This is a genomic window from Microlunatus soli (assembly GCF_900105385.1).
GTDB lineage: Bacteria > Actinomycetota > Actinomycetes > Propionibacteriales > Propionibacteriaceae > Microlunatus > Microlunatus soli.
Genome location: NZ_LT629772.1, coordinates 244,314 through 264,007, shown reverse-complemented (window position 1 = coordinate 264,007; position 19,694 = coordinate 244,314). Strand labels below are relative to the sequence as shown.

General features: G+C 69.1%; 16 protein-coding genes. 9 read left to right on the top strand and 7 right to left on the bottom strand.

All coding sequences use genetic code 11. The features are described from left to right. Positions 1–49: 49 nt before the first annotated feature. A complete protein-coding gene (locus BLU38_RS01150; RefSeq protein ID WP_091531591.1) occupies positions 50–763 on the bottom strand; it encodes an ABC transporter ATP-binding protein in 714 nt (237 codons plus the stop codon). A 139-nt stretch (positions 764–902) separates the two neighbouring features. Here BLU38_RS01150 and BLU38_RS01145 point away from each other — a divergent pair, with 139 nt between their 5' ends. Continuing rightward, entirely contained in the window at positions 903–2,069 is a 1,167-nt protein-coding gene (locus BLU38_RS01145) for a sensor histidine kinase (protein WP_172836041.1), read from the top strand. Continuing rightward, positions 2,066–2,725, top strand: coding sequence for a response regulator (locus tag BLU38_RS01140; protein WP_091518540.1), 660 nt, complete (start codon positions 2,066–2,068; stop codon positions 2,723–2,725). Before BLU38_RS01145 ends, BLU38_RS01140 begins: the two co-directional genes overlap by 4 nt. 88 nt (positions 2,726–2,813) lie before the next feature. On the opposite strand, the gene BLU38_RS01135 is transcribed toward BLU38_RS01140, so the two are convergent. The 3 genes from BLU38_RS01135 to BLU38_RS01125 form a co-directional block, all read right to left on the bottom strand. Beyond that, positions 2,814–4,085, bottom strand: a complete 1,272-nt coding sequence (locus BLU38_RS01135; RefSeq protein ID WP_091518537.1) for a YeeE/YedE family protein — start codon at positions 4,083–4,085, stop codon at positions 2,814–2,816. Positions 4,086–4,274: 189 nt separating this feature from the next. Beyond that, a complete protein-coding gene (locus BLU38_RS01130; RefSeq protein WP_091531587.1) occupies positions 4,275–4,478 on the bottom strand; it encodes a cold-shock protein in 204 nt (67 codons plus the stop codon). Positions 4,479–4,677: 199 nt separating this feature from the next. Continuing rightward, positions 4,678–4,983: an MGMT family protein gene (locus BLU38_RS01125; protein ID WP_197679945.1), complete on the bottom strand. Its 306-nt coding sequence runs from the start codon at positions 4,981–4,983 to the stop codon at positions 4,678–4,680. 120 nt (positions 4,984–5,103) lie between these two features. Here BLU38_RS01125 and serB point away from each other — a divergent pair, with 120 nt between their 5' ends. The 7 genes from serB (at position 5,104) to BLU38_RS01085 (ending at position 15,674) form a co-directional block, all read left to right on the top strand. Continuing rightward, positions 5,104–6,309, top strand: a complete 1,206-nt coding sequence (gene serB / locus BLU38_RS01120) for a phosphoserine phosphatase SerB (protein WP_091518534.1) — start codon at positions 5,104–5,106, stop codon at positions 6,307–6,309. Next, entirely contained in the window at positions 6,309–7,118 is an 810-nt protein-coding gene (locus BLU38_RS01115) for a carbon-nitrogen hydrolase family protein (RefSeq protein WP_091518532.1), read from the top strand. The genes serB and BLU38_RS01115 overlap by 1 nt, the downstream gene beginning before the upstream one ends. Positions 7,119–7,237: 119 nt before the next feature. Further along, positions 7,238–7,468: a hypothetical protein gene (locus tag BLU38_RS01110; protein WP_091518529.1), complete on the top strand. Its 231-nt coding sequence runs from the start codon at positions 7,238–7,240 to the stop codon at positions 7,466–7,468. Positions 7,469–7,501: 33 nt separating this feature from the next. Next, a complete protein-coding gene (locus tag BLU38_RS01105; RefSeq protein WP_172836040.1) occupies positions 7,502–7,984 on the top strand; it encodes an NUDIX hydrolase in 483 nt (160 codons plus the stop codon). A gap of 2 nt (positions 7,985–7,986) precedes the next feature. Beyond that, positions 7,987–11,283 carry an ATP-dependent helicase gene (locus BLU38_RS01100; protein WP_231920124.1) on the top strand — a complete coding sequence of 1,099 codons (3,297 nt, stop codon included), beginning with the start codon at positions 7,987–7,989 and terminating at the stop codon, positions 11,281–11,283. Next, the gene (locus BLU38_RS01095) at positions 11,280–14,603 is read left to right on the top strand and encodes an ATP-dependent DNA helicase (protein WP_091518522.1); all 3,324 of its coding nucleotides are present in this window, start codon (positions 11,280–11,282) and stop codon (positions 14,601–14,603) included. The genes BLU38_RS01100 and BLU38_RS01095 overlap by 4 nt, the downstream gene beginning before the upstream one ends. 375 nt (positions 14,604–14,978) lie before the next feature. Beyond that, complete coding sequence (locus BLU38_RS01085; RefSeq protein ID WP_157683127.1) at positions 14,979–15,674, top strand: hypothetical protein; 696 nt, start codon at positions 14,979–14,981, stop codon at positions 15,672–15,674. Positions 15,675–15,859: 185 nt separating this feature from the next. Here the strand turns inward: BLU38_RS01085 and BLU38_RS01080 are convergent, their stop codons facing one another. From BLU38_RS01080 to recD, 3 genes are all read right to left on the bottom strand, one after another. Continuing rightward, positions 15,860–16,546 (bottom strand): HAD family hydrolase, encoded by a 687-nt coding sequence (locus BLU38_RS01080; protein ID WP_091518509.1) that lies wholly within the window; start codon positions 16,544–16,546, stop codon positions 15,860–15,862. 154 nt (positions 16,547–16,700) lie between these two features. Next, on the bottom strand, positions 16,701–17,753 hold the full coding sequence (locus tag BLU38_RS01075; RefSeq protein ID WP_091518505.1) for a HoxN/HupN/NixA family nickel/cobalt transporter: 1,053 nt from the start codon (positions 17,751–17,753) through the stop codon (positions 16,701–16,703). A 21-nt stretch (positions 17,754–17,774) separates the two neighbouring features. Continuing rightward, positions 17,775–19,694, bottom strand: coding sequence for an exodeoxyribonuclease V subunit alpha (gene recD, locus BLU38_RS01070; protein WP_091518501.1), 1,920 nt, complete (start codon positions 19,692–19,694; stop codon positions 17,775–17,777).

Here is a 19,694-nt window from a genome sequence, read left to right as displayed (position 1 = left end):
CGTGCGGACAGGGGTGGATCGTTCGGACGGGGCTGACGTCCGACGCGGGTCAGGCGGCACGGTCGAGTCCGCTGGTGACGGCGAAGTAGAAATCGGTGATGTCGCCGTGGCTGGCGCGGAGTTCCGCGGGGCGGCCGTGGGCGACCAGGCGACCGTCGGCGATGATCGCCAGCCGGTCGGCGATCCGTTCGACCTCGGCGAGTTGGTGACTGGACAGCAGCACCGTGCAGCCCTGACCGGCCCGTTCCCGGAGCAGCTCACCCAGCCATCGCTGACCCTGCGGGTCGAGTCCGTTCGCCGGCTCGTCCAAGATCAGGACTGCGGGATCGCCGAGCAGCGCGTTGGCCAGTCCGAGCCGCTGTCGCATCCCGAGCGAGTAGCTCCGGACCCGGCGGCGGCTCTCGGCCCTGGTCAGCCCGACGAGGTCCAGCACCTCGTCGACCCGACGCATCGGCAATCCCATCGTCAGGCAACTGAGCCGCAGCGACTCCCGCCCGGTACGCCCGGGATGGAATGCGTCGGCGTCGAGCAGCGCACCGACCAGCAGTCCCGGCGAGCCGAGGCTCTGATAGCGGCGATCAGCGACGGTTGCCGTACCGGCATCGGGAGCCGACATGCCGAGCAGGATCCGGAGCGCGGTGGACTTCCCGGCACCGTTGGGCCCGAGGAAGCCGGTGACCGTACCGGCAGAAACGCTCAGGGTCAGCTCGTCGACAACTCGGCGGCCGCCGTAGGACTTGCACAGCTGGTCGAAATTGATCATGGTCATAGTCCAGCCCAGCCGACCGGTTCGGCACATCGAACCGACGGCCGGCAACACGGCCGAACCTCGAGCCCTTCGGCCAGTCGATGCCGGCCGAAGGTCGCTACCGATGCCGCCACCAGTGCATAGGGTGAGTGGGGTGACCCTGCCCGAGCCCGCCGAACCAGGGCCGCGCCGGACGATCGGTGCGGCCGCAACCTGGGCCGTCGCCATCGTCGGCTGGCTCTACTACCTGACCCCGCTGCTGGTCCCGGGGCGGACGCCGCCGCTGTCGATCGTCCTGCTGCTCGTCCTCCCCGGACTCGGCGGGTTCGTGCTGCTGGCGCTGCGCCACCGCTTCCCGGTCGTGGTTCCGGTGCTGCTCGGCATCCTGCTGCTGATCGGACCGAGTCCGGTCGGCGCGGCGTTTGCCGCGGTCGCCCATCTGGCACGCCTGGGCCGCAGCGTGCTCACCGTCGTCCTGGTCGGCAGCTGGATCCTGATCGCCAAACTCGGCAGCTTCTTGGTCGGGCCGTATGCCCAACCCTGGCGCAACGCGCACACCGTCGAGCTGACCGTCACCATCGGTGGGTTGATGGTCGCGGTGCTGGTGGGCGCGCTCGGCGGCAGCCGAGAGACCGAGTTGCGGGAACGCGCCATCGCCGATCGCGCGCTGCGGCAGGTCGAGCAGGCACGACTGGACGGCGCGCGGGCGGCGGAACGGGAGCGGATCGCCCGGGAGATGCACGACGTGCTGGCGCATCGGTTGTCCTTGGTCGCGATGCACGCCGGCGCGCTGGCCTATCGGACCGACCTTGATCAACAGACCGCGCGGGACACCGCGGCGCTGATCCAGACCAACGCCAAGAAGTCGTTGGCCGAGTTGCGGGAGGTGCTGACCGACCTCCGGGGTGCCGGCACGACACCGGAACCGCCGCAGCCGACGCTCACCGACCTGGACTCGTTGATCAACGAGGCACGCCGGCACCAGCCGGTCGAGCTGCGATCGAGTGCCGAGGTGGCCGGTCTGCCGGAGCGGTCCAGCCGGCAGGCCTATCGGATCGTCCAGGAGGCGTTGACGAATGCCCGCAAGCATGCGCCCGGTGCTCCGGTGCTGTTGACGTTGTCCGGGGCGGCCGGTGGCGACCTGGTGATTACGGTCAGCAATCCGCTGACGCCACTGGCGCTGCCCGACCGGGACGGCGCCGGGCTAGGGTTGGTCGGGATCGCCGAACGGGTGGGCCTGGCCGGTGGAACGGTACGGCACGGCAGCGTCGGTGAGCGGTTCGACGTGGAGGTACGGATGCCCTGGCCGGACGCATCATGATCACCGTGTTGCTGGTCGACGACGATCCGATGGTCCGTACCGGTCTGCGGTTGATCATCGGCGGTGACAGCTCGATCGACATCGTCGGCGAGGCGAGCGACGGCGTGCAGGCACTGGAGATGATCGACAGCACCGGTCCGGACGTCGTGCTGCTGGACATCAGGATGCCGGTGCTGGACGGTCTCCGTGTCCTGCAACGGTTGTCCGGACGGGACGGACCGCCCGCGGTCATCGTACTGACCACCTTCCACGCCGACGACTACGTGTTGCGGGCTCTCCGGGAGGGTGCCCGTGGCTTCCTGTTGAAGGACGCCGACCCCGCCGAGATCGTTTCCGCGATCACCTCGGTCCAGCGGGGCGAGCACGCGTTGTCACCGGCGGTCACCGCGACCGTGATCGATGCCGCCGCGGCAAACCGGCCGGCCGTCGACCCGGCGCTGCAGCGGGCGGTGGCAGAGCTCACCGACCGCGAACGCGAGGTCGCCGTGCTGATGGCTCAGGGGCTGAGCAACCAGGAGATCGGACAACGGCTCTATCTCAGTCTGGCAACCGTGAAGGCCAACCTGACCCGCGTGTTCACCAAGCTCGGCTCGGACAACCGGGTGTCCGCGGCGATGCAGATCCGCGACGCCGGGCTGCTCGATCAGGAGCGTTGACGCCGTAGCTGCGGCAAATCCCGTACGAGGTTCCGGGCCCGGCTGGTTCGTTCATGATCATCATCGAGCGGTTGCTCGAGGTCAGCGGTCAGCAGATGCTGTCGGTCGGTGCCGGATTGCCCAGCCCGAACAGCGGCCGCAACTTCAGTCCGACCCAGGTGCCGCCGAGCGCGAACACCGCCCAGATCCAGCCACTGAGATTGCCGACGGAGATGCCGCTCAGGTAGGCGCCGATGTTGCAGCCGCCGGCCAGCCGGGCTCCGAACCCCATGCAGATCCCACCGAGGATCGCGGCGACGACGGTCCGCCACGGGATCGATGCCCGCAGCGTCCAGGCACCGGCCAACGCCGACGCCAGCGCCGCGCCGATCATGATCCCGACGTCGGTCAACGTCGTCTTGTCGGTCCACGCCGACGCCGACAGGGCCTGCGCGTTCTTCGCCTCCTGCCAGAAGGCCCAGGTCTCGGGATGCAACCCGATCAGCTGCAGGAACTTCGCACCCCACAAGGCGAAGGCGAAGGTGACGCCCCAGGTCGACCCGGAGACGAGTAGTACGGCGCCGGCCAGCAGACCGAGCACGACGGCGCCGACCAACAGCGGCCAGGAGCCGCGGATGATCCGGGCGGCGCCGGTCGCCGACGGTGCCGCTCCGGTCGGCGGCGGCGTACGGCGGTTCTGCACCCGGCGGGCGATCACCGCGATCGCGATCAGGGCGGCGATGGTGATCGCCCAACTCCCGAACCAGGTGACGTGATCGGACAGCAGCACACCGGGGATCTCCGGCCAGTTCTGCACGGCGGGGTAGACGGCGGTGTAGATCACCGAGCCGACGATGAACCCGAACAGGGTGATCAGGATCGCGCTCTGGCCCGAACCGACGGCGAACAGGGTGCCGGACGCGCAGGCCCCGCCCAACTGCATGCCGATCGCGAACAGCGCGGCGCCGACGAAGAGCGGCAGCCCGATCGGTGTCGCCTTCACCACCGGTGTCGAACCGAACAGGCCGATCCCGGACGCAGCGATCAGCATCACCACGCTGGCGGCGGTGCCGATCAACAGGGTGTGCGCCCGCAGCCCCGCGCTGTTGCCGACCGCGAGCAACTGGCGCCAGGCCGAGGTGAACCCGAAACGGGAATGGAACAGGGCGAAGCCGAGCAGCAGCCCTACCGACAGCAGCGCGGCGTACTTCGCGCCGTGCTGGGTGCCGACCCAGATGATCAGACCGATGCCGAGAATCGCGGCGATGATCAACGGGACCCGCTTCACCGGACCGGCAGCAGCCGGGCGCGGTGGGGCCTGCGACGTCAGACCCGGTGTGGTGACCCGGGAGATGAGCGGATGGTCCAGCAGGGAGGTCATGATCGTTCCTCGTCGGCAGCAGTGGCGGTTGCTGTGCTCAGTTCACCGCATGATCTGCTCGGCCGGACGGCGATGATCGCCATCTGGAACGATCACTCGGTCCAGGAACGACTCGGTACTTCGCTGACGGATGAGACGACAGAACCCCGGCAACAGGAACTGCTGCCGGGGCTCTGGTGTCGTGGTGGATCAGATCGCGTGGACCTGATCAGCCTGCGGACCCTTCGGGCCTTGGGTGGTCTCGAACTCCACTCGCTGCCCCTCGTCGAGGGTCCGGAATCCGGTGGACTCGATCGCGCTGTAGTGCACGAATACGTCCGGGCCGCCGCCGTCTACGGCGATGAAGCCGTAACCCTTTTCGGCATTGAACCACTTGACGGTTCCCTGCGCCATGAACACATCTCCTAGCATCTTGCATCCGGGGCCGCACCTCACGACTCCAGTGCTGCCGGACGCCCACTCCCGGCTCAGGGTTTTGGGGCCCACGCAAAAACTCACCGGGCGTAGCACTTACCACGACACAGAGCACTTGCAACAGCACGCCTAGCCTGTCACAAGATCGCAGACCTGGGAACCCCACAATTCAACCGTGTCACGTCCGTAACGTGGACGGTCCGGTCCACCGTGCATCAGCCATGATCACCCGGTCACCGCGCAGCGGGGCACCCTCCGACGCCAGGTGTTCCAGGGCTCGTTCGGTCAGTCCGTCGGCCGGCCGGCCGTCGGCCCGGACCACTCGCCACCAGCAGACAGCCGCGCCGTAGTGTGACATCACGCTGCCGACCTGCCGCGGCCCGCCGCTTCCGACGTAGTCGGCGATGTCGCCGTAGCTGGCGACCTGGCCGGGTGGGATCAGTTCCACTGCGCTCAGCACCGCTTCGACGAATTCCTCCTGCACCGGACCATCGTGGCACCGATCCGTCGATCCCGTGCCGGTGGCCCGGCCGATCCGGTGGTCCACTGACCGCGCAGCGGGCGGGATCGGGGTCGGCGGGCCCGGGCCGGTAGATTGAGGGCCGTGGCACAGGGTGAAGCGGAGCCGGCGGCCGACCAGTTCGGTCAGCCGCTGCTGATCAGAGTCAGCGGACGGGACCGACCGCGGGTGGTCGGCGATCTGCTCGGCCTGCTCGCCGGTGCCGGCGCCGAGATCGACGACATGGAGCAGCTCGTCGTCCGGGAGCGGTTGACCCTCGACGTCCTCGTCCGGATCGCCGAGGCCGACTCCAGCCTGATCCGCGACATCCTCTACTGGGGACACACCTTGCAGTTGACGGTCGACTTCGAACACGTCGAGGCGACCTCGCAGCGTTCGATGCTGCCCCGGCATGCGATCACCGTGCTGGGCGAGGCACTCAGCCCCGATGCGCTGGCGGCGGTGTCGGTGGCGGTGGCCGACACCGACGGCACCATCGACCGGATCGTCCGATTGGCCACCGAACCGGTCACTGCCTACGACCTGTCGGTGATCGCCGGCGATGTCGACACGATGCGGCGCCGGCTGATGCAGATCGCTCGCGATCACCGGATCGACATCGCCGTCCAGGCCGGTGGGCTGGAACGCCGGGCCAAGCGCTTGGTGGTGATGGACGTCGACTCGACGTTGATCCGGGACGAGATGATCGACCTGCTGGCCGAGGAGGCGGGCTGCTCCGAACAGGTCGTCGCGATCACCGAACGCGCGATGCGCGGCGAACTGGACTTCGAGGGCTCACTGCGCGAACGGGTACGGCTGTTGAAGGGGCTCGAGCTGTCCGCGATCGACCGGGTCCGTGGTCGGATCCGGCTCACGCCGGGCGCCCGCACCTTCGTCCGTACGCTGAAACGGCTCGGCTTCGCGGTCGCCATCGTCAGTGGTGGATTCACTCTGTTCACCGACTGGCTCCAAGATCAACTCGATCTTGATCATGCCTACGGAAACACTGTCGAGATCTCCGGCGACCGGCTGACCGGAGAGATCCTCGGCACCGTCGTCGATCGTGCCCGTAAGGCGGAGCTTTTGGCCGAGATCGCTGCTGCAGAAGGGGTTCCGCTGTCCCAGACAGTGGCGATCGGTGATGGCGCCAACGACCTGGACATGCTCGCCGCGGCCGGGATGGGGATCGCGTTCAACGCCAAGCCGGCGGTCCGGGAGCAGGCCGAGGTGACGGTCTCGGTGCCGTACCTGGATGCGATCTTGTTCATGCTCGGACTGCGCGGCACCGATGTCGATCATGGAGACGTCTGATGCGACTGGCGCTGGCGCAGATCATCAGCTCGGCCGACAAGCGAGCCAACCTGGACGCCGTGCAGGACCAGGTGGTCCGTGCAGCCGATGCCGGCGCGGAGTTGGTGATCTTCCCGGAGGCGACGATGTGCGCGTTCGGTAATCGGCTGGACACGGTCGCCGAGCCGTTGGACGGCCCGTGGGTGAGCAGGCTGACCGCGATCGCCGCCGCCAGCGGTGTCACCGCGGTGGCCGGCATGTTCACCCCGTCGGAGCAGCGTGCGCCGGACGGTCGGACGAAGGTCGGCAACACCCTGGTGGTGACTGGCCCGGACGGGCTGGTGAGCTATCGCAAGATCCATCTGTTCGACGCCTTCGGATTTGCCGAGTCCGACACCGTGGTGCCGGGCACCGAACCGGTCGTCACCCCGATCGGCGGGCTACAGGTCGGCCTGACGGTCTGCTACGACGTCCGGTTCCCCGGGCTGTACACCCGGTTGGCCGATCAGGGTGCGGAGTTGATCATCGTCTCGGCATCCTGGGGCGCCGGTCCGGGCAAGGTGGCCCAGTGGCAGTTGTTGACCCAGGCCCGTGCGCTGGACAGCACCTGTTTCGTTGCCGCGGTCGGCCAGGCCGACCCGGCGACCCAGGGGATCAAGACCCGGGGCAGTGCGCCGACCGGCGTCGGCTACAGCGCACTGATCGATCCCGCCGGCGGGGCCGTGATCGGCGCCGGTGCGGAGCCGGAGCTGCTGGTGGTGGACGTCGAGACCGAGCGGCTGCCGGCGATCCGGGAGACGATCCCGGTGATCGCCAACCGTCGATTCTGACCCGGCGCGGCGACTTCGGGGGCTGCATGTGAACCGCTTCAGTAACGCGCTTATCATGTGATCCTGCCGGCTCCTACGATGTCGGCAACATCACCGAACATCCTGAGGCGATCGAGGCCGTGTATCTGGTTGCGCACAAGGAAGTCGAGACACCGGAGATCGTCCGGTACGGCCTGTACGACGGTGCAGAGCAGAAGATCGGGGAACTCGTTTTCGACCCGGTCAGCGGCTTCGTCGTGCACGACGACGACGATCGCCCGGTGGTGGGGTTCGTCGGTATCGCGGCGCGGCTGGTGCTGGCCCACCAGCGGACCGGAGCGACCCCGGCCAAGATCGTCCACACCGGCTGAGTGTTCTGCCGGCACGGGAGTAGCGTCTGGCCGGTGCACTTCACCGAGTTCCACACCAGGGTGGCCGCCTACGCGGTGATCATCGACGCCGACCGGATCCTGCTCAGTTGGTACAACGGCGGTCCGCACGGACACGGCCGGCCGGGCTGGTCGCTGCCCGGCGGAGGAGTGGAGTACGACGAGTCGGTCGAGCAGGCGATCGTCCGCGAGGCGATGGAGGAGACCGGCTACCGGATCCGACTCGGCGATCCCCTGACGACGAATTCGTTCACCGACCAGGCCGGCTCGCCGGCCGATCCGGGCGGCAAGCCGTACAAGTCGGTCCGGATCCTGTACACCGCGTCAGTGGTCGACGGGAAGCTCGGCACGATCGAGGTGGGCGGCACCACCGACCGGGCCGCATGGATCGATCTGGATCGGGTGCCCACCGAATCCCGTGCCGACATCGTCGACATCGGCATCGCGTCGTGGCGGAGCCACCAGCTGTCGGTCCCGGGTGATCCAATAGCGTCATGACGGTGACGCGCTCGGACCTGCCGCAGGATCAGCGACCCGACAGCACCGCCGGGAGCTACGCGCTGGTCCGCCGAGCGTCCTCGGCGTACGGCGCGGCCACCGGTTTCACCGCGCTGGATCCCGCCCAACAGCAGGTCGTCGACCACCCCGGCGGCCCGCTGCTGGTGCTGGCGGGCCCCGGCACGGGCAAGACCACCACCCTGGTGGAGACAGCCGTCCACCGGATCTCCGAGCGCGGTCTGGGCGCCGAAAAAGTCCTGGCGCTGACCTTCTCCCGCCGGGCCGCCGCCGACCTGCGCAACCGGATCGCCTCCCGGCTCGGCCGCTCGGTGACCAGCCCGCGGGCGATGACGGTGCACGCCTTCTGTTTTGCGCTGATCCGCCGGTTCGTCGCCGTGGAGGGCTCCACCGATCGGGTCGGACTCCGGCTGTTGACCGGCCCCGAGCAGGAGTTCCGGGTCCGGGAGGTGCTGCAGGGCAGTCTCGAATCGGGCAAGGTGCGATGGCCGGAGTCGGTGACCCGAGCCTTCGGCACCCGCGGCTTCGCCGCCGAGGTGCGGGCGGTGTTGGCCAAGGCCCGCCAGCTCGGGATGGACCCCGAGGATCTGGTGGAGGCAGGGCAGGCCGCCGGCCGGCCGGAATGGATCAGCATCGGAGAGTTCTTCGACGAATACCTGGACGTCCTGGACGCCGAGGAGGTGATCGACTACGCCGAGCTGGTGCACCGCTGCCGGATCCTGCTGACCGATCCCGACATCCTGGCCACCCTGCGGCAGGAGATCGGCTGTGTGCTGATCGACGAGTTCCAAGACACCGATCCGGCCCAGGTCCGGCTTCTGCATGCGCTGGCCGGCGACGGTCGCGAGGTGATCGCCTTCGGTGATCCGGACCAGTCGATCTTCGGCTTCCGGGGCGCCGAGGCTCGCGGCATCCTGGACTTCCCCGGACGGTTCGGCGTCGGCGGTGAGCCGGCTCCGGTGATCGCGCTGCCGACCAACCACCGCAGCGGTGTCGCCCTGCAGGCGGCCACCCGCGGACTGGCCGATCGGCTCGGCATCCAACGCGCGCTGACCCCGACCGTGCTGCAGGCCTTTCGTCGGCCGACGTCGGCCGACGACCTGCCCCGCGGTGCCGTCGAGGCCTACACCTGCGTGACCGCCGGCGCGGAGGCCGAGCAGATCGCCGATCTGCTGCGCCGCGCCCATCTGCACGACGGCCTGGACTGGTCGCAGATGGCGGTCCTGGTCCGACACGGGCGGCAGCGGATCCCCGGCCTGACCCGGGCACTCACTGCTGCCGGGGTGCCGGTCGAAGTTGCCGGTGACGAGATCCCGCTGGCCGCCGAGCTCGCCACCCGGCCGCTGCTGCTGGCGCTGCGGGTGGCCGCCGCGGTGAGCCCGCTGCAGGTCGAGGAGGCCCAACTGCTGCTGAGCTCGCCGCTGGGCGGTCTGGACAGCATGGCGATCCGCCGGCTCGGCCGGATGCTGCGGCAGGCCGAACGCGCCGAGCTCGGCGACACCGGGCTGCCACGCCGGTCCCCGGAGTTGATCCGGGACGCCCTCGCCGATCCGACCCGGCTGGACGACCTGCCCGAGGTCGCCGAGGTCGATGCCGCCCGACGGCTGGCCGGACTGTTGACCGATGTCGCCGCGGAGATCACCGGCGGGGCCACCGCCGAGGAGGCGCTGTGGAGCCTGTGGACCGGTACCGACTGGCCGGATCGGCTGCGGGCCGATGCCCGGGTCGGCGGGGACACCGGCCAACGGGCCAATCGTGATCTCGACGCCGTCCTGGCGCTGTTCGACGTCGCCGGTCGCTCCGAGGAGATCTCCGGGCTGCGCGGCGTCACCGGATTCCTGGCCGAGGTGGAGGCCCAACAGATCCCCGCCGACACCCGCAACGAGGCCGCCGTCCGCGGTGCCGCCGTCCGGGTCCTCACCGCACACCGGGCCAAGGGTCTGCAGTGGCCGCTGGTGGTCGTCGCCTCGGTCCAGGAGGGCAGCTGGCCCGACGTCCGGCGCCGTGGCTCGCTACTGGAAGCAGACCGGTTGAGCCGCCACGGGCTGGCCGATTCGGCCCCGCCGGCGGCCCGGATCGCCGAGGAACGCCGACTGTTCTACGTCGCCTGCACCCGGGCGTCGAGGCGGTTGGTGGTGACCGCGGTGGAAGGAACCGACGGCGAAAATGATCAACCCTCGCGGTTCGTCTCCGAGCTCGGCGTCCAGGTCCGCCGGCTGGCCGGCCGTCCGCGGCGGCCGCTGTCGCTGACCGCGTTGATCGGCGACCTGCGCCGGGTGGGGGTCGATCCGCAGACTCCGCCGCGGCTGCAGTCCGCAGCCGCGGCTCGGCTGGCGATCCTGGCCGACGCCGAAGATGATCATCAACGACCGCTGGCCGCCGCGGCCCGGCCGGGGCGTTGGTGGGGCATGCGTGGGCAGAGCGAAGCACTGGTTCCCGTCCAGTCGGCGAAGGCGCCGGTGCAGCTGTCCGGCAGCCAATTGGCCTCCCTGCTGGGGTGTCCCCGGCAGTGGTTCCTGTCCCGCAAGGCGCACGGCGAATCGGTGCGGGGAACGGCCGCCTCCTTCGGTTCGGTGGTGCACGTGCTCGCCGAGTACGGCGCCACCCAGGAGTTGGACGCCGACACTATCGCCGGCCATCTGGACTCGATCTGGGACCAACTCGACTTCGACGCCAATTGGCTCTCGGCAACCGAACGGATCGAGGCCGAATCGGCACTCGAACGCTTCGCCCTGTGGCAGTCGGCCCGCTCGGACCGAGAACTGCTGGGCACCGAGGTCCCGTTCTCCTGCACCGTGACCCTGGGCAGTGAACGGGTCCGGCTCACCGGCACCGCCGACCGGGTCGAACGGGACGGTCTCGGCCGGATCCGGATCGTCGACTTCAAGACCGGTCGCCGACCACCGACCGCCGCCGACATCGCCGTCCAGGATCAGCTCGGTGTGTACCAATTGGCCGTGGCCGAGGGCGCGTTCGCCGAGGTGACCGGCCCGGATGCCGAGCCCGGCGGCGCCGAACTGGTCTACCTCCGGCTGCCGGAGGGCAAGGGTCCGCTGCCGAAGGTGTTCGAACAGGCCTCGCTGCATGACGTCCCGTATCCGGTCGCCCCGGAGGGTGACGGTCCGCCCGAACATCCGACCTGGGTGCACCAACGGCTGGCCGACGCGGCTCGGATCGTCCGGTCCGAGGAGTTCCACGCCCAGGTGGGCCCGGCCTGCCGGTACTGCCCGTTCCGCAGTAGTTGCCCCGCCCAGTCCGACGGCCGGCAGGTGGTGTCGTGACCGAGCAGTCCACCAAGCCCTCGTCCACCGGCGCCCGTCGACTCACCTCCACCGACGACCTGATCGACGCCCTCGGCATCCAGTTCTCGCTGCAGCAGCTGACCGCGATCACCGCACCGCTCGAACCGGGCGTGATCATCGCCGGTGCCGGATCCGGTAAGACGACGGTGATGGCCGCCCGGGTGGTCTGGCTCGTCGGCACCGGAGCCGTCCGGCCCGAGGAGGTGCTCGGGCTGACCTTCACCCGAAAGGCGGCCGCCGAGCTGTCTGCCCGGGTCAGGTCGGCGTTGCTGAAGGCCGAGGTGATCGACGAACAGGGCGTCGACGAGGCCGGCGAACAGCTGATCATGACCTACGACGCGTTCGCAGCCCGGCTGGTCGCCGAGCAGGGGCTGCGACTCGGCGTCGAGTCGGAGAGCTCCATGATCAGCGGGGCCGCCCGGTTCCGGCTGGCGTCCCGGGTGGTCGAAGCCGCGGCCGGTCCGTTCGAGCAGTTGTCCCGGCTCCGACCGCAGACGGTGACCGAGCGGGTGCTCGGACTGGACGCCGACCTGCAGCAGCATCTGGTGCCGACCGCCGCGCTCGACCCGCATGCCCGACGCTGGCGGCTGGCCTTCCAGGCGGCGCCGGTGAACAACCGCGGCAACGTGTACGCCGACGTCAAGCGAGCACTCGCTGCGATCGACGAACGCCTCGAACTGGCCAGCCTGGTGGAGGACTATCAGGCCCTCAAACAGCGACTCGAGGTCGTCGAGTTCGCCGACCAGATGGCGGTCGCGGCCCGGCTGGCGACCGAGGTGCCGGAGGTGTCGTCGGCGTTGCGGGAGGAGTTCAAGGTTGTTCTGCTGGACGAATACCAGGACACCTCGGCAGCACAGGCGATCATGCTGGCCGGACTGTTCTCCGGGCCGGAGGAGAAGTCCGGCCGCGGCCACCCGGTGACCGCCGTCGGCGACCCGTTCCAGGCGATCTACGGCTGGCGGGGTGCCGCGGCCAGCAACATCCTCGAATTCGCCTCGTCCTTCCCGCGGGTGGACGGCCGGGACAGCCGACGCTTCGCGCTGACGGTCAACCGACGCAGCGGCCAGACCATCCTGGACGTCGCCAACACCCTGTCGGAGTCGTTGCGTGCCGACGATTCGCTGCAGCCCGCGGACGGGACCGCCGAGGGTCTGGGACTGCTGCACGCGCCGCCCGAGGCCGGTCCCGGTGAGGTGCGCGCGGCCACCTTCCAGACCTGGGGCGAGGAAGTGAACTGGATCGCCGACCAGGTGGTCGCAGCGCGGCAGAGCCAGACCGTGGACCGGTGGTCCGAGATCGCCATTCTGACCCGCCGCAACGCCGACATCGGACCGCTCTACGCCGAGCTGGTCGGCCGGGACGTGCCGACCGAGATCGTCGGTCTCGGCGGCCTGCTCAGTCTGCCCGAGGTGAGTGACGTGGTCTCCACGCTGCGGCTGATCGACGACGTGACGGCCAACCCCGACCTGATCAGGCTGCTCGGCGGCCCACGCTGGAACATCAGCCCACGCGACTTGGCCCAGCTCGGCCGACGAGCCCGGGAGCTGGCGCAACAGGACCCGCTGCCGTTCGGCGATCCGGACGAGCAGCCCGACGACGATGTCGACGCCGACGGCGGGGTCGGCGGTCTGCTCGGGGCCTTGGAACAGGCCGTCGGTGATCTTGATCCGACCGAGGTGATCAGCCTGCTGGACGCGGTCGAGGATCCGGGGGAGGAATTCGGCGAGGAGACCCGGCGGCGCTTCGCCCAACTGGCCGCCGAGCTCGGCTACCTGCGCCGGCACGCCGACGAACCGCTGCTCGATCTGTGCCGACGGGTGATCGCGGTGCTCGGGCTGGACGTGGAACTGCTGGCCACCCCGGACTTCGGACGGACCCAGCGGCGTGATCAACTCGGCGCCTTCACCGATGCGGTCGCCGACTACGCCGACGTCGACGGGCAGGCGTCGCTGTCCGGGCTGTTGAGCTATCTGCGGGCCGAGAGCGAGTACGGCACCGGTCTGGAGCAGGCGGTGCCGACCGACCGGGAGTCGGTGAAGCTGCTGACCATGCACAAGGCCAAGGGCCTGGAGTGGGATGTGGTGTTCCTGCCGGCCCTGATGAAGGGCACCTTCCCCAGTGACCGGGTCTCCGACAACTGGGTGATCAGTGCCGGGGTGCTGCCCGCCGATCTGCGCGGCGACGCCGGGTCGATCCCGCAGCTGAGCGAGGCGGCCGGCCCGGCGATCGCCGACTACAAGCAGCGGTTGAAGGATCAGCAGTTGCGGGCCGAGGACCGGCTGGCCTACGTGGCCGCGACGCGCTCCCGGCGGGTGCTGATCGGGACCGGTCACAACTGGCGACCAGAACTGGTCAAGGCACGACAACCGTCGAGCTACCTGCAGACGATCATCGCCGAGGCCGGGCGGCAAGATCGTTTCGCGCCGCAGGCACCGCCGGCCGGGGACGTCAACCCGCACGATGCACAGGCTCCGGCCGTACCGTGGCCGCGGCCGTTGGACCCCGAAGCCCTGGACCGTCGTCGCCATGCCGCCGAACTGGTCCGCGCGGCACAGCAACGGCGGGCCGCCGACGGGTCGTACGAGCCGCCGGCGGGCAGCGAGGAACCGCTGCTGTTGGACGACGAGGAGACCGTCGCGGTGTGGGACGCCGACATCCGTCGACTGCTGGAGGAGAGTCTGGCTTCGCGGCGTGGCGCCGGATTGGTGGCATTGCCGGAGTCGTTGACCGCGACCGAATTGATGAAGTTGCGGGCCGACGGTGAGGCGTTCGCGACCGATCTGGCCCGGCCGATGCCGCGCCGACCGTCCCGGCGGCAACGGTTCGGGACCCGCTTCCATCAGTGGATCGAACGCCGGTTGGCCGGAGCCGCCGCACAGTTGGTGGATCCGGACGAGCTCACCGATCGGGCCGACCTCGGCATCGGCGACGAGGCGGAATTCCGGGAACTGTGCGAACGATTCGCCGACGGTCAGTTCGGCAACTCCCAGCCGATGGCGCTGGAAGCTCCATTCACCCTGGTGCTCGGCGGTCGGGTGATCCGCGGCCGGATCGATGCCGTCTATCGGACCGGTACCGGCAGCTACCAGATCGTCGACTGGAAGACCGCCCGCGGCGAGAGTCACGACCCGTTGCAGTTGGCGATCTATCGGGTCGCCTGGGCCGAGCTCTCCGACGTCGATCCCGAACAGGTCGACGCGATCTTCTACTCGGTGCCCGATGACACGATCATCCGACCGTCGCGACTGGCCGATCGCGCCGAACTGGAACGCATCCTGGCCGACGTCCCGCAGCTGTGATCATGGAGTCATGATCGACAGCGGTACGAACGACGAGACCGGTTCGGCGCACTCATCACCGTGAGCGGACCGAATGCCGTGGTGACCGGTCGAGGTCGCGGCATCGGTGCGGGTTCCCCGCGAACTCTCCGCCGCCGGCGCGGGGATCCCGCCACAGGCTGATCGGCAGGCCGGAATCCTGGTGCGTGCTGCCGACCGTCAGATCCGCAAACCGGCAGTGGACTTCAATGCCGACGACTGGGACGTGATCCATGATCTGCATCGTCTTCATCGGCGTGCTGACCAGCAGTTGGCTGGGCTGCCGAAGATGGTCGGCCACGCCGGGCCAAGAGTGGCCCGCTCGGACGGCCGGGCTCTTGCCGCGGAATGGGCACCGTGCGGGAACCGGGGCAAGGCCGTCCTGCTGAGCCGGATTACGACGACACCGGCGATGATGTGCCGGTCGGGCCGTCCCGGTTCCCGCGCATCGAGCAGGATCGGCGACTTGCCGAGTTGGCGATCAAGGCGATCGGACAGATCGATCCCGCAAAGCTTCGGCCCAATGCCACGTTGTATGTGCACATCGCCCGGGAGACCTTGGAGAACGGTCTCGGCGTGGCGCGGGTCGAGGACGTCGGCCCGATCGTGTCCAGCCTGGTTGCCGACTGGCTCCGGGGCTGCGATGTCACGGTCAAGCCGGTTGTTGATCTTGCGGCTGATCTGACACCGGTGGATTCCTCTGAGATCCCGAAGGCGATGCGGGAGCGGATGCTGCTGAAGTTTCCGGGCAGCATCTTTCCGTTCTCCGGTGTCACCGGACGGTATGTTGATCTTGATCACAGCATCCCGTATGTGCCGGGGTTCCCAGGTCAGACCCGGGAGGACAATCTCGGTCCCAAGGGCCGCGGCGAACACAACGTCACGACCCACGGCTTCTGGCGGCGTCGACAACCGTCGCCCGGAACACACGTGTTTCGGGCGCCTCACGGCAGAGTCATTCTGGTCAATCAGGCCGGCAGTTTCGATCTCGGATCTGGATCCTTCGCCCAGACGACCTGGCATGCCGCCGCGCCCCAAGTCGCAGCAAGCTGACCAGTAACTCCCGACCTCTGATCGCACTCGAGGCAGTGCGCGTGGGGCGGTGCGGATGCGGAGCCTGTGCGGAGGTGTCCGATGCCGTTCCGGTCGGGGAATGCCGGCGGACGTCACCGAGCAGGTGGCGGCGGCCCCGGAGCGTGGCGTTGACCAGGTCGGCGTCGGAGACCGGTCTTCGTCGATCACTGCAGAATCGCGTTGCGCGCGGCGTCCAGGTCGGCCAGGTCGGCGAGCACGACGGTTGCTCCGGCTGCTGTGAGTTCCTCGACGCCGTAGTGCCCGGTTGCCACCGCAACTGCGACCGCGCCATTCTCCGTTGCCGCACGCACATCGTTCGGGGTGTCCCCGACGACTACGACCTGATCCGGTGTGAACATGCCGTACTTGGCCGAGGCCGCGTTGATCGCATGAGTCACCAGCGCCGACCGATCGTCGGAGATGGTGCCGTAGCCGCCGATCTCCAGGTCGAGATGCTGTTCGAGACCGAACGCGATCAGCTTGTGGCGGGAGATCTCCGGAAGGTTGCCCGTGACGACGGTTTGCGCCACACCGAGTCGGTCCAGCTCGGCGATGATGGTGGCGGAGCCGTCGAGCGCCCGACCGACGTCGGCCAGACTGTCGCGGGAACCTTCCGACAGTTGGATCAGATAGGTCCACAGCGTTCGAATGTTGTCCTCGGACGGCTCGATACCGTGCGCGAGCAGAGCGTCGGTACTGATCGCCCGTTCGGTCCGGCCGGCGTAGACCGGATGGGTGTGCAGTTCGACATCCATCGCGCGCAACGCCGATTCGTACCAGGATCTGCCGATTCCGGCGAGGTCAACGAGGGTGTGGTCGATGTCCCAGAGAACGAGGCGGTGGACGGTCACGGGCCGAACCTACCAAGATCGATGGCCGTGGTTCTCGCCGCCGATGCCCGGCGGGGCGAACTCGTTCGCGCGCGTCGGGTCTGCTTCGGCGGCCACTCCATCGGGCCGGTCCGACGGGAGCCCACTCCGGGGTCGGCGATCATCGAGACGGTGATCAGCGCGCGGCGCGGGTGCGGCGCCAGAGCAGGGCAGCGACGATGCCGATCACGGCGAAGCCGGCAGCCAGCACGAAGCCGGCGTTGCCGGTGTCGATCGAGGCGATCGCGTTGATCGGCGAGAAATGCAGTCCGGCGACGTCGGAGAGGATGCTGGAGATCGCGATCACGCCGACCAGCAGCGCCGAGCAGATGCTGATGCCGGTGATCAGCAGGTTGAAGTTGATCTTGCGCGCCGGGTTGTTGGCTGCGGTTTCGTACATCTTGAGCATCATCAGGCCGTTGGAGGTGTCGCCCAAGGTCATCGCCGCAGCGAACAGGAACGGCAGTGACAGCGTGGCCAACGGTGCCGCGCCGCTCAGACCGGCGGCACCGGTGAGCATCAGCAGGCCGATCTGGCTCGAGGTGTCGAAGCCGAGAGAGAACAGGAAGCCGATGCCGTAGATGTGATGCGGATGACGCACCCGCCGCAGCGGAGCGGTCATGATCCGGGCCGCCGGGCCGCGCGGTGTCAGCGCCTCCGGCGGCACCTCAAGATCGGGGTCGCGGAGCAGCTGGCGACGCAACCGCAAGGCGGTCAGGAAGGCAGCCAGGTTGGAGATCGCCACCAACAGCAGGTAGCAGCCGGACACCGAGAGACCGATGATGCCGAGCACCTGGGCCGTTCGGGATTCGCCGTCCAAGGCGTGCTGGACCACGCCGATGCCCAGCACGAGAGCGAAGCCGGTCAGGATCACCACGGTCGAGTGACCGGCGGAGAACGCCAAGCCGACCGATGCCGGCCGACGGCCCTCGGCGATGAATTTGCGGGTGGAGTTGTCGATCATCGAGATGTGGTCGAAGTCGAAGGAATGCAACAGCCCGCGCAGATAGGCCAGCACGGCCAGCGACACCGTCACCACGTGCGGCTGCCCCGGCAGCAGGCTGGTCGCCAGCAGACCCAGGCCGATCAGGTGCAGCCCGCCGATCGCCGCGAAGGACGCCGTCACCCGGGTCCGGAACGGTCGTGCCTCGCGACCGGCAACGGTCAGTAGCGATCTGTCGTTGATCAAGACTCTCCCTCGGGTCGGCCGTCAGAGCCTGGTCCGCAGGCCGCTGGCTCGATTCGCCGGTCGCAGCGTAGCGCGCCGGATCGCTTGCTCGGTCCCGACCACCAGCACTCGCTCGGTCGCCCGGGTCACGGCGGTGTACAACAACTCCCGGGTGAGCAGCGGCGAGTCGGCCGGTGGCACGATGAACGAAACAGTCCGGAACTGGCTGCCCTGGGCGCGGTGCACCGTCATGGCGTGCACCGATTGGACGGCATCCAGCCGGACCGGGGCGATCATCGTCGGCTCACCGCCACGGGCGAAGGCTGCCCGGACTCCGCGTGGCGTCTGCACCACGACACCGGTGTCGCCGTTGTACAGCGACAGCTCGTAGTCGTTGGCGGTGATCAACAGCGGCCGACCCGGATACCACTCGCCGGCCGTGGCATAACCCGGAATGGCGTCACCGAGCCAGCGCAGAATCTCCCGGCTCCAGCGACTGACGCCGTACGGCCCGCGCCGGTGCGCACACAGCAGCCGATGTTGATCGAGTGCCGCCAGCGCACCGGAGACGTCGCCGATCTCGGCGCTGTCCCGCATCTGTCGCGCCGAGCCGACCACCTCCGATCGCAACTGGTGCAGGGATGTCGCATCGATCGCGGCGTCGCCGGCCACCGTCGGGTCGGCGATCGGCTCGGCGAACCACAGCGCGGGATCGCCCGACCGCAGGATCTCCATCACCCGGTCCGGATCCGAGGCTCGGATCGCGCGCGCCAGCTGGTCGATCGCTCCGCCGAACCGCCAGGTGTGCTGCAGGCGGACGACCGGACGGGCCGGCTGGCCCGACTCCGGCGGCTCGTCCAGGACCTCGGCGAGTGCCGTGGCCAGCTCCTGATCCGGCGCGGTCTCGGCCCCGGCGATGTCGGCCAGCACCGCACCGGCCTCGACCGAGGACAGCTGATCGGGATCGCCGACCAACACCAGGCGGGCATCGGGCCGCAACGCATCGGTCAAGCGCGCCATCAGGGTCAGCGACACCATCGACATCTCGTCCACGACCACCACGTCGTACGGCAGATGGTTGCGGCCGTGGTGTACGAACCGGCTCCGGCTCTGCGGCACCCAGCCCAGCAGTCGGTGCAGTGTCGATGCCGTGAGATCGCCGATCCGCTGCCGGTCCTGCGCGGGCAGCTGCGCGGTCGCGGCCCGGACCGCCTCCTCCAACCTGGCCGCCGCCTTGCCGGTCGGCGCAGCCAGCGCGATCCGCAGCGGCCGCCCCTGGCCCGGGTCGTGCTGATCCTGCAGCAGTGCCAGCAGCTTGGCCACCGTTGTGGTCTTGCCGGTGCCGGGCCCACCGGCCAACACGCTCACCCAGCGCAGCACGCTGATCGCCGCCGCTCGGCGCTGCAGATCCGGTTCACCCGGGGCCAATCCCGCGGAATCGAAGATCCGCGCCAACCCGGCACGGAGCCGGTCGGTGTCGACCCTCGGCGGCACCGCTGCGGCTCGCCGTTGCAGCTGGCTGCGGACCGTCTCCTCCTGCCGCCAGTAGCGTTCGAGGTAGAGAAGTCCGTCGGTCAGCCGCAGCGGCTTGCCGTCCGGTTCACCGGCGGCGGCGACCATCGGACTGTCCGAGCAGGCGTCGAGCCAGGCCCGCGGTTCGGGCCAGTCCAGGCTCGACACATCCACCTGTTGATCGGCGTCGTCGGCAGCGGTGTCGGCGAACACAGCGTCGGCGACGGTGTGCAGGTCGATACAGACCGACCCGGCCCGCAGCGCACGGACCGTCAGGGCGACCGCCAGCTGGACCTGCTCGCGGTCGTCATGAGCGATCCGGCCGATCGCCCGCGCCGTGTGCACGTCGGCCACCCCGAGCACGCCCGCCCGATTGAACTCACCCAGCAGTCCGGCAACCCGATGCGCGGTGTCCGGCGCGTAGTCGGTGCCAGGATCGGGGTCGGTCAT

Excerpts from the sequence above, each read along its gene's own strand:
- BLU38_RS01150 (WP_091531591.1), bottom strand. The coding sequence starts at position 763 with ATGATCAATTTCGACCAGCTGTGCAAGTCCTACGGCGGCCGCCGAGTT.
- BLU38_RS01140 (WP_091518540.1), top strand. The coding sequence starts at position 2,066 with ATGATCACCGTGTTGCTGGTCGACGACGATCCGATGGTCCGTACCGGT.
- BLU38_RS01135 (WP_091518537.1), bottom strand. The coding sequence starts at position 4,085 with ATGACCTCCCTGCTGGACCATCCGCTCATCTCCCGGGTCACCACACCG.
- BLU38_RS01130 (WP_091531587.1), bottom strand. The coding sequence starts at position 4,478 with ATGGCGCAGGGAACCGTCAAGTGGTTCAATGCCGAAAAGGGTTACGGC.
- BLU38_RS01115 (WP_091518532.1), top strand. The coding sequence starts at position 6,309 with ATGCGACTGGCGCTGGCGCAGATCATCAGCTCGGCCGACAAGCGAGCC.
- recD (WP_091518501.1), bottom strand. The coding sequence starts at position 19,694 with ATGACCGACCCCGATCCTGGCACCGACTACGCGCCGGACACCGCGCAT.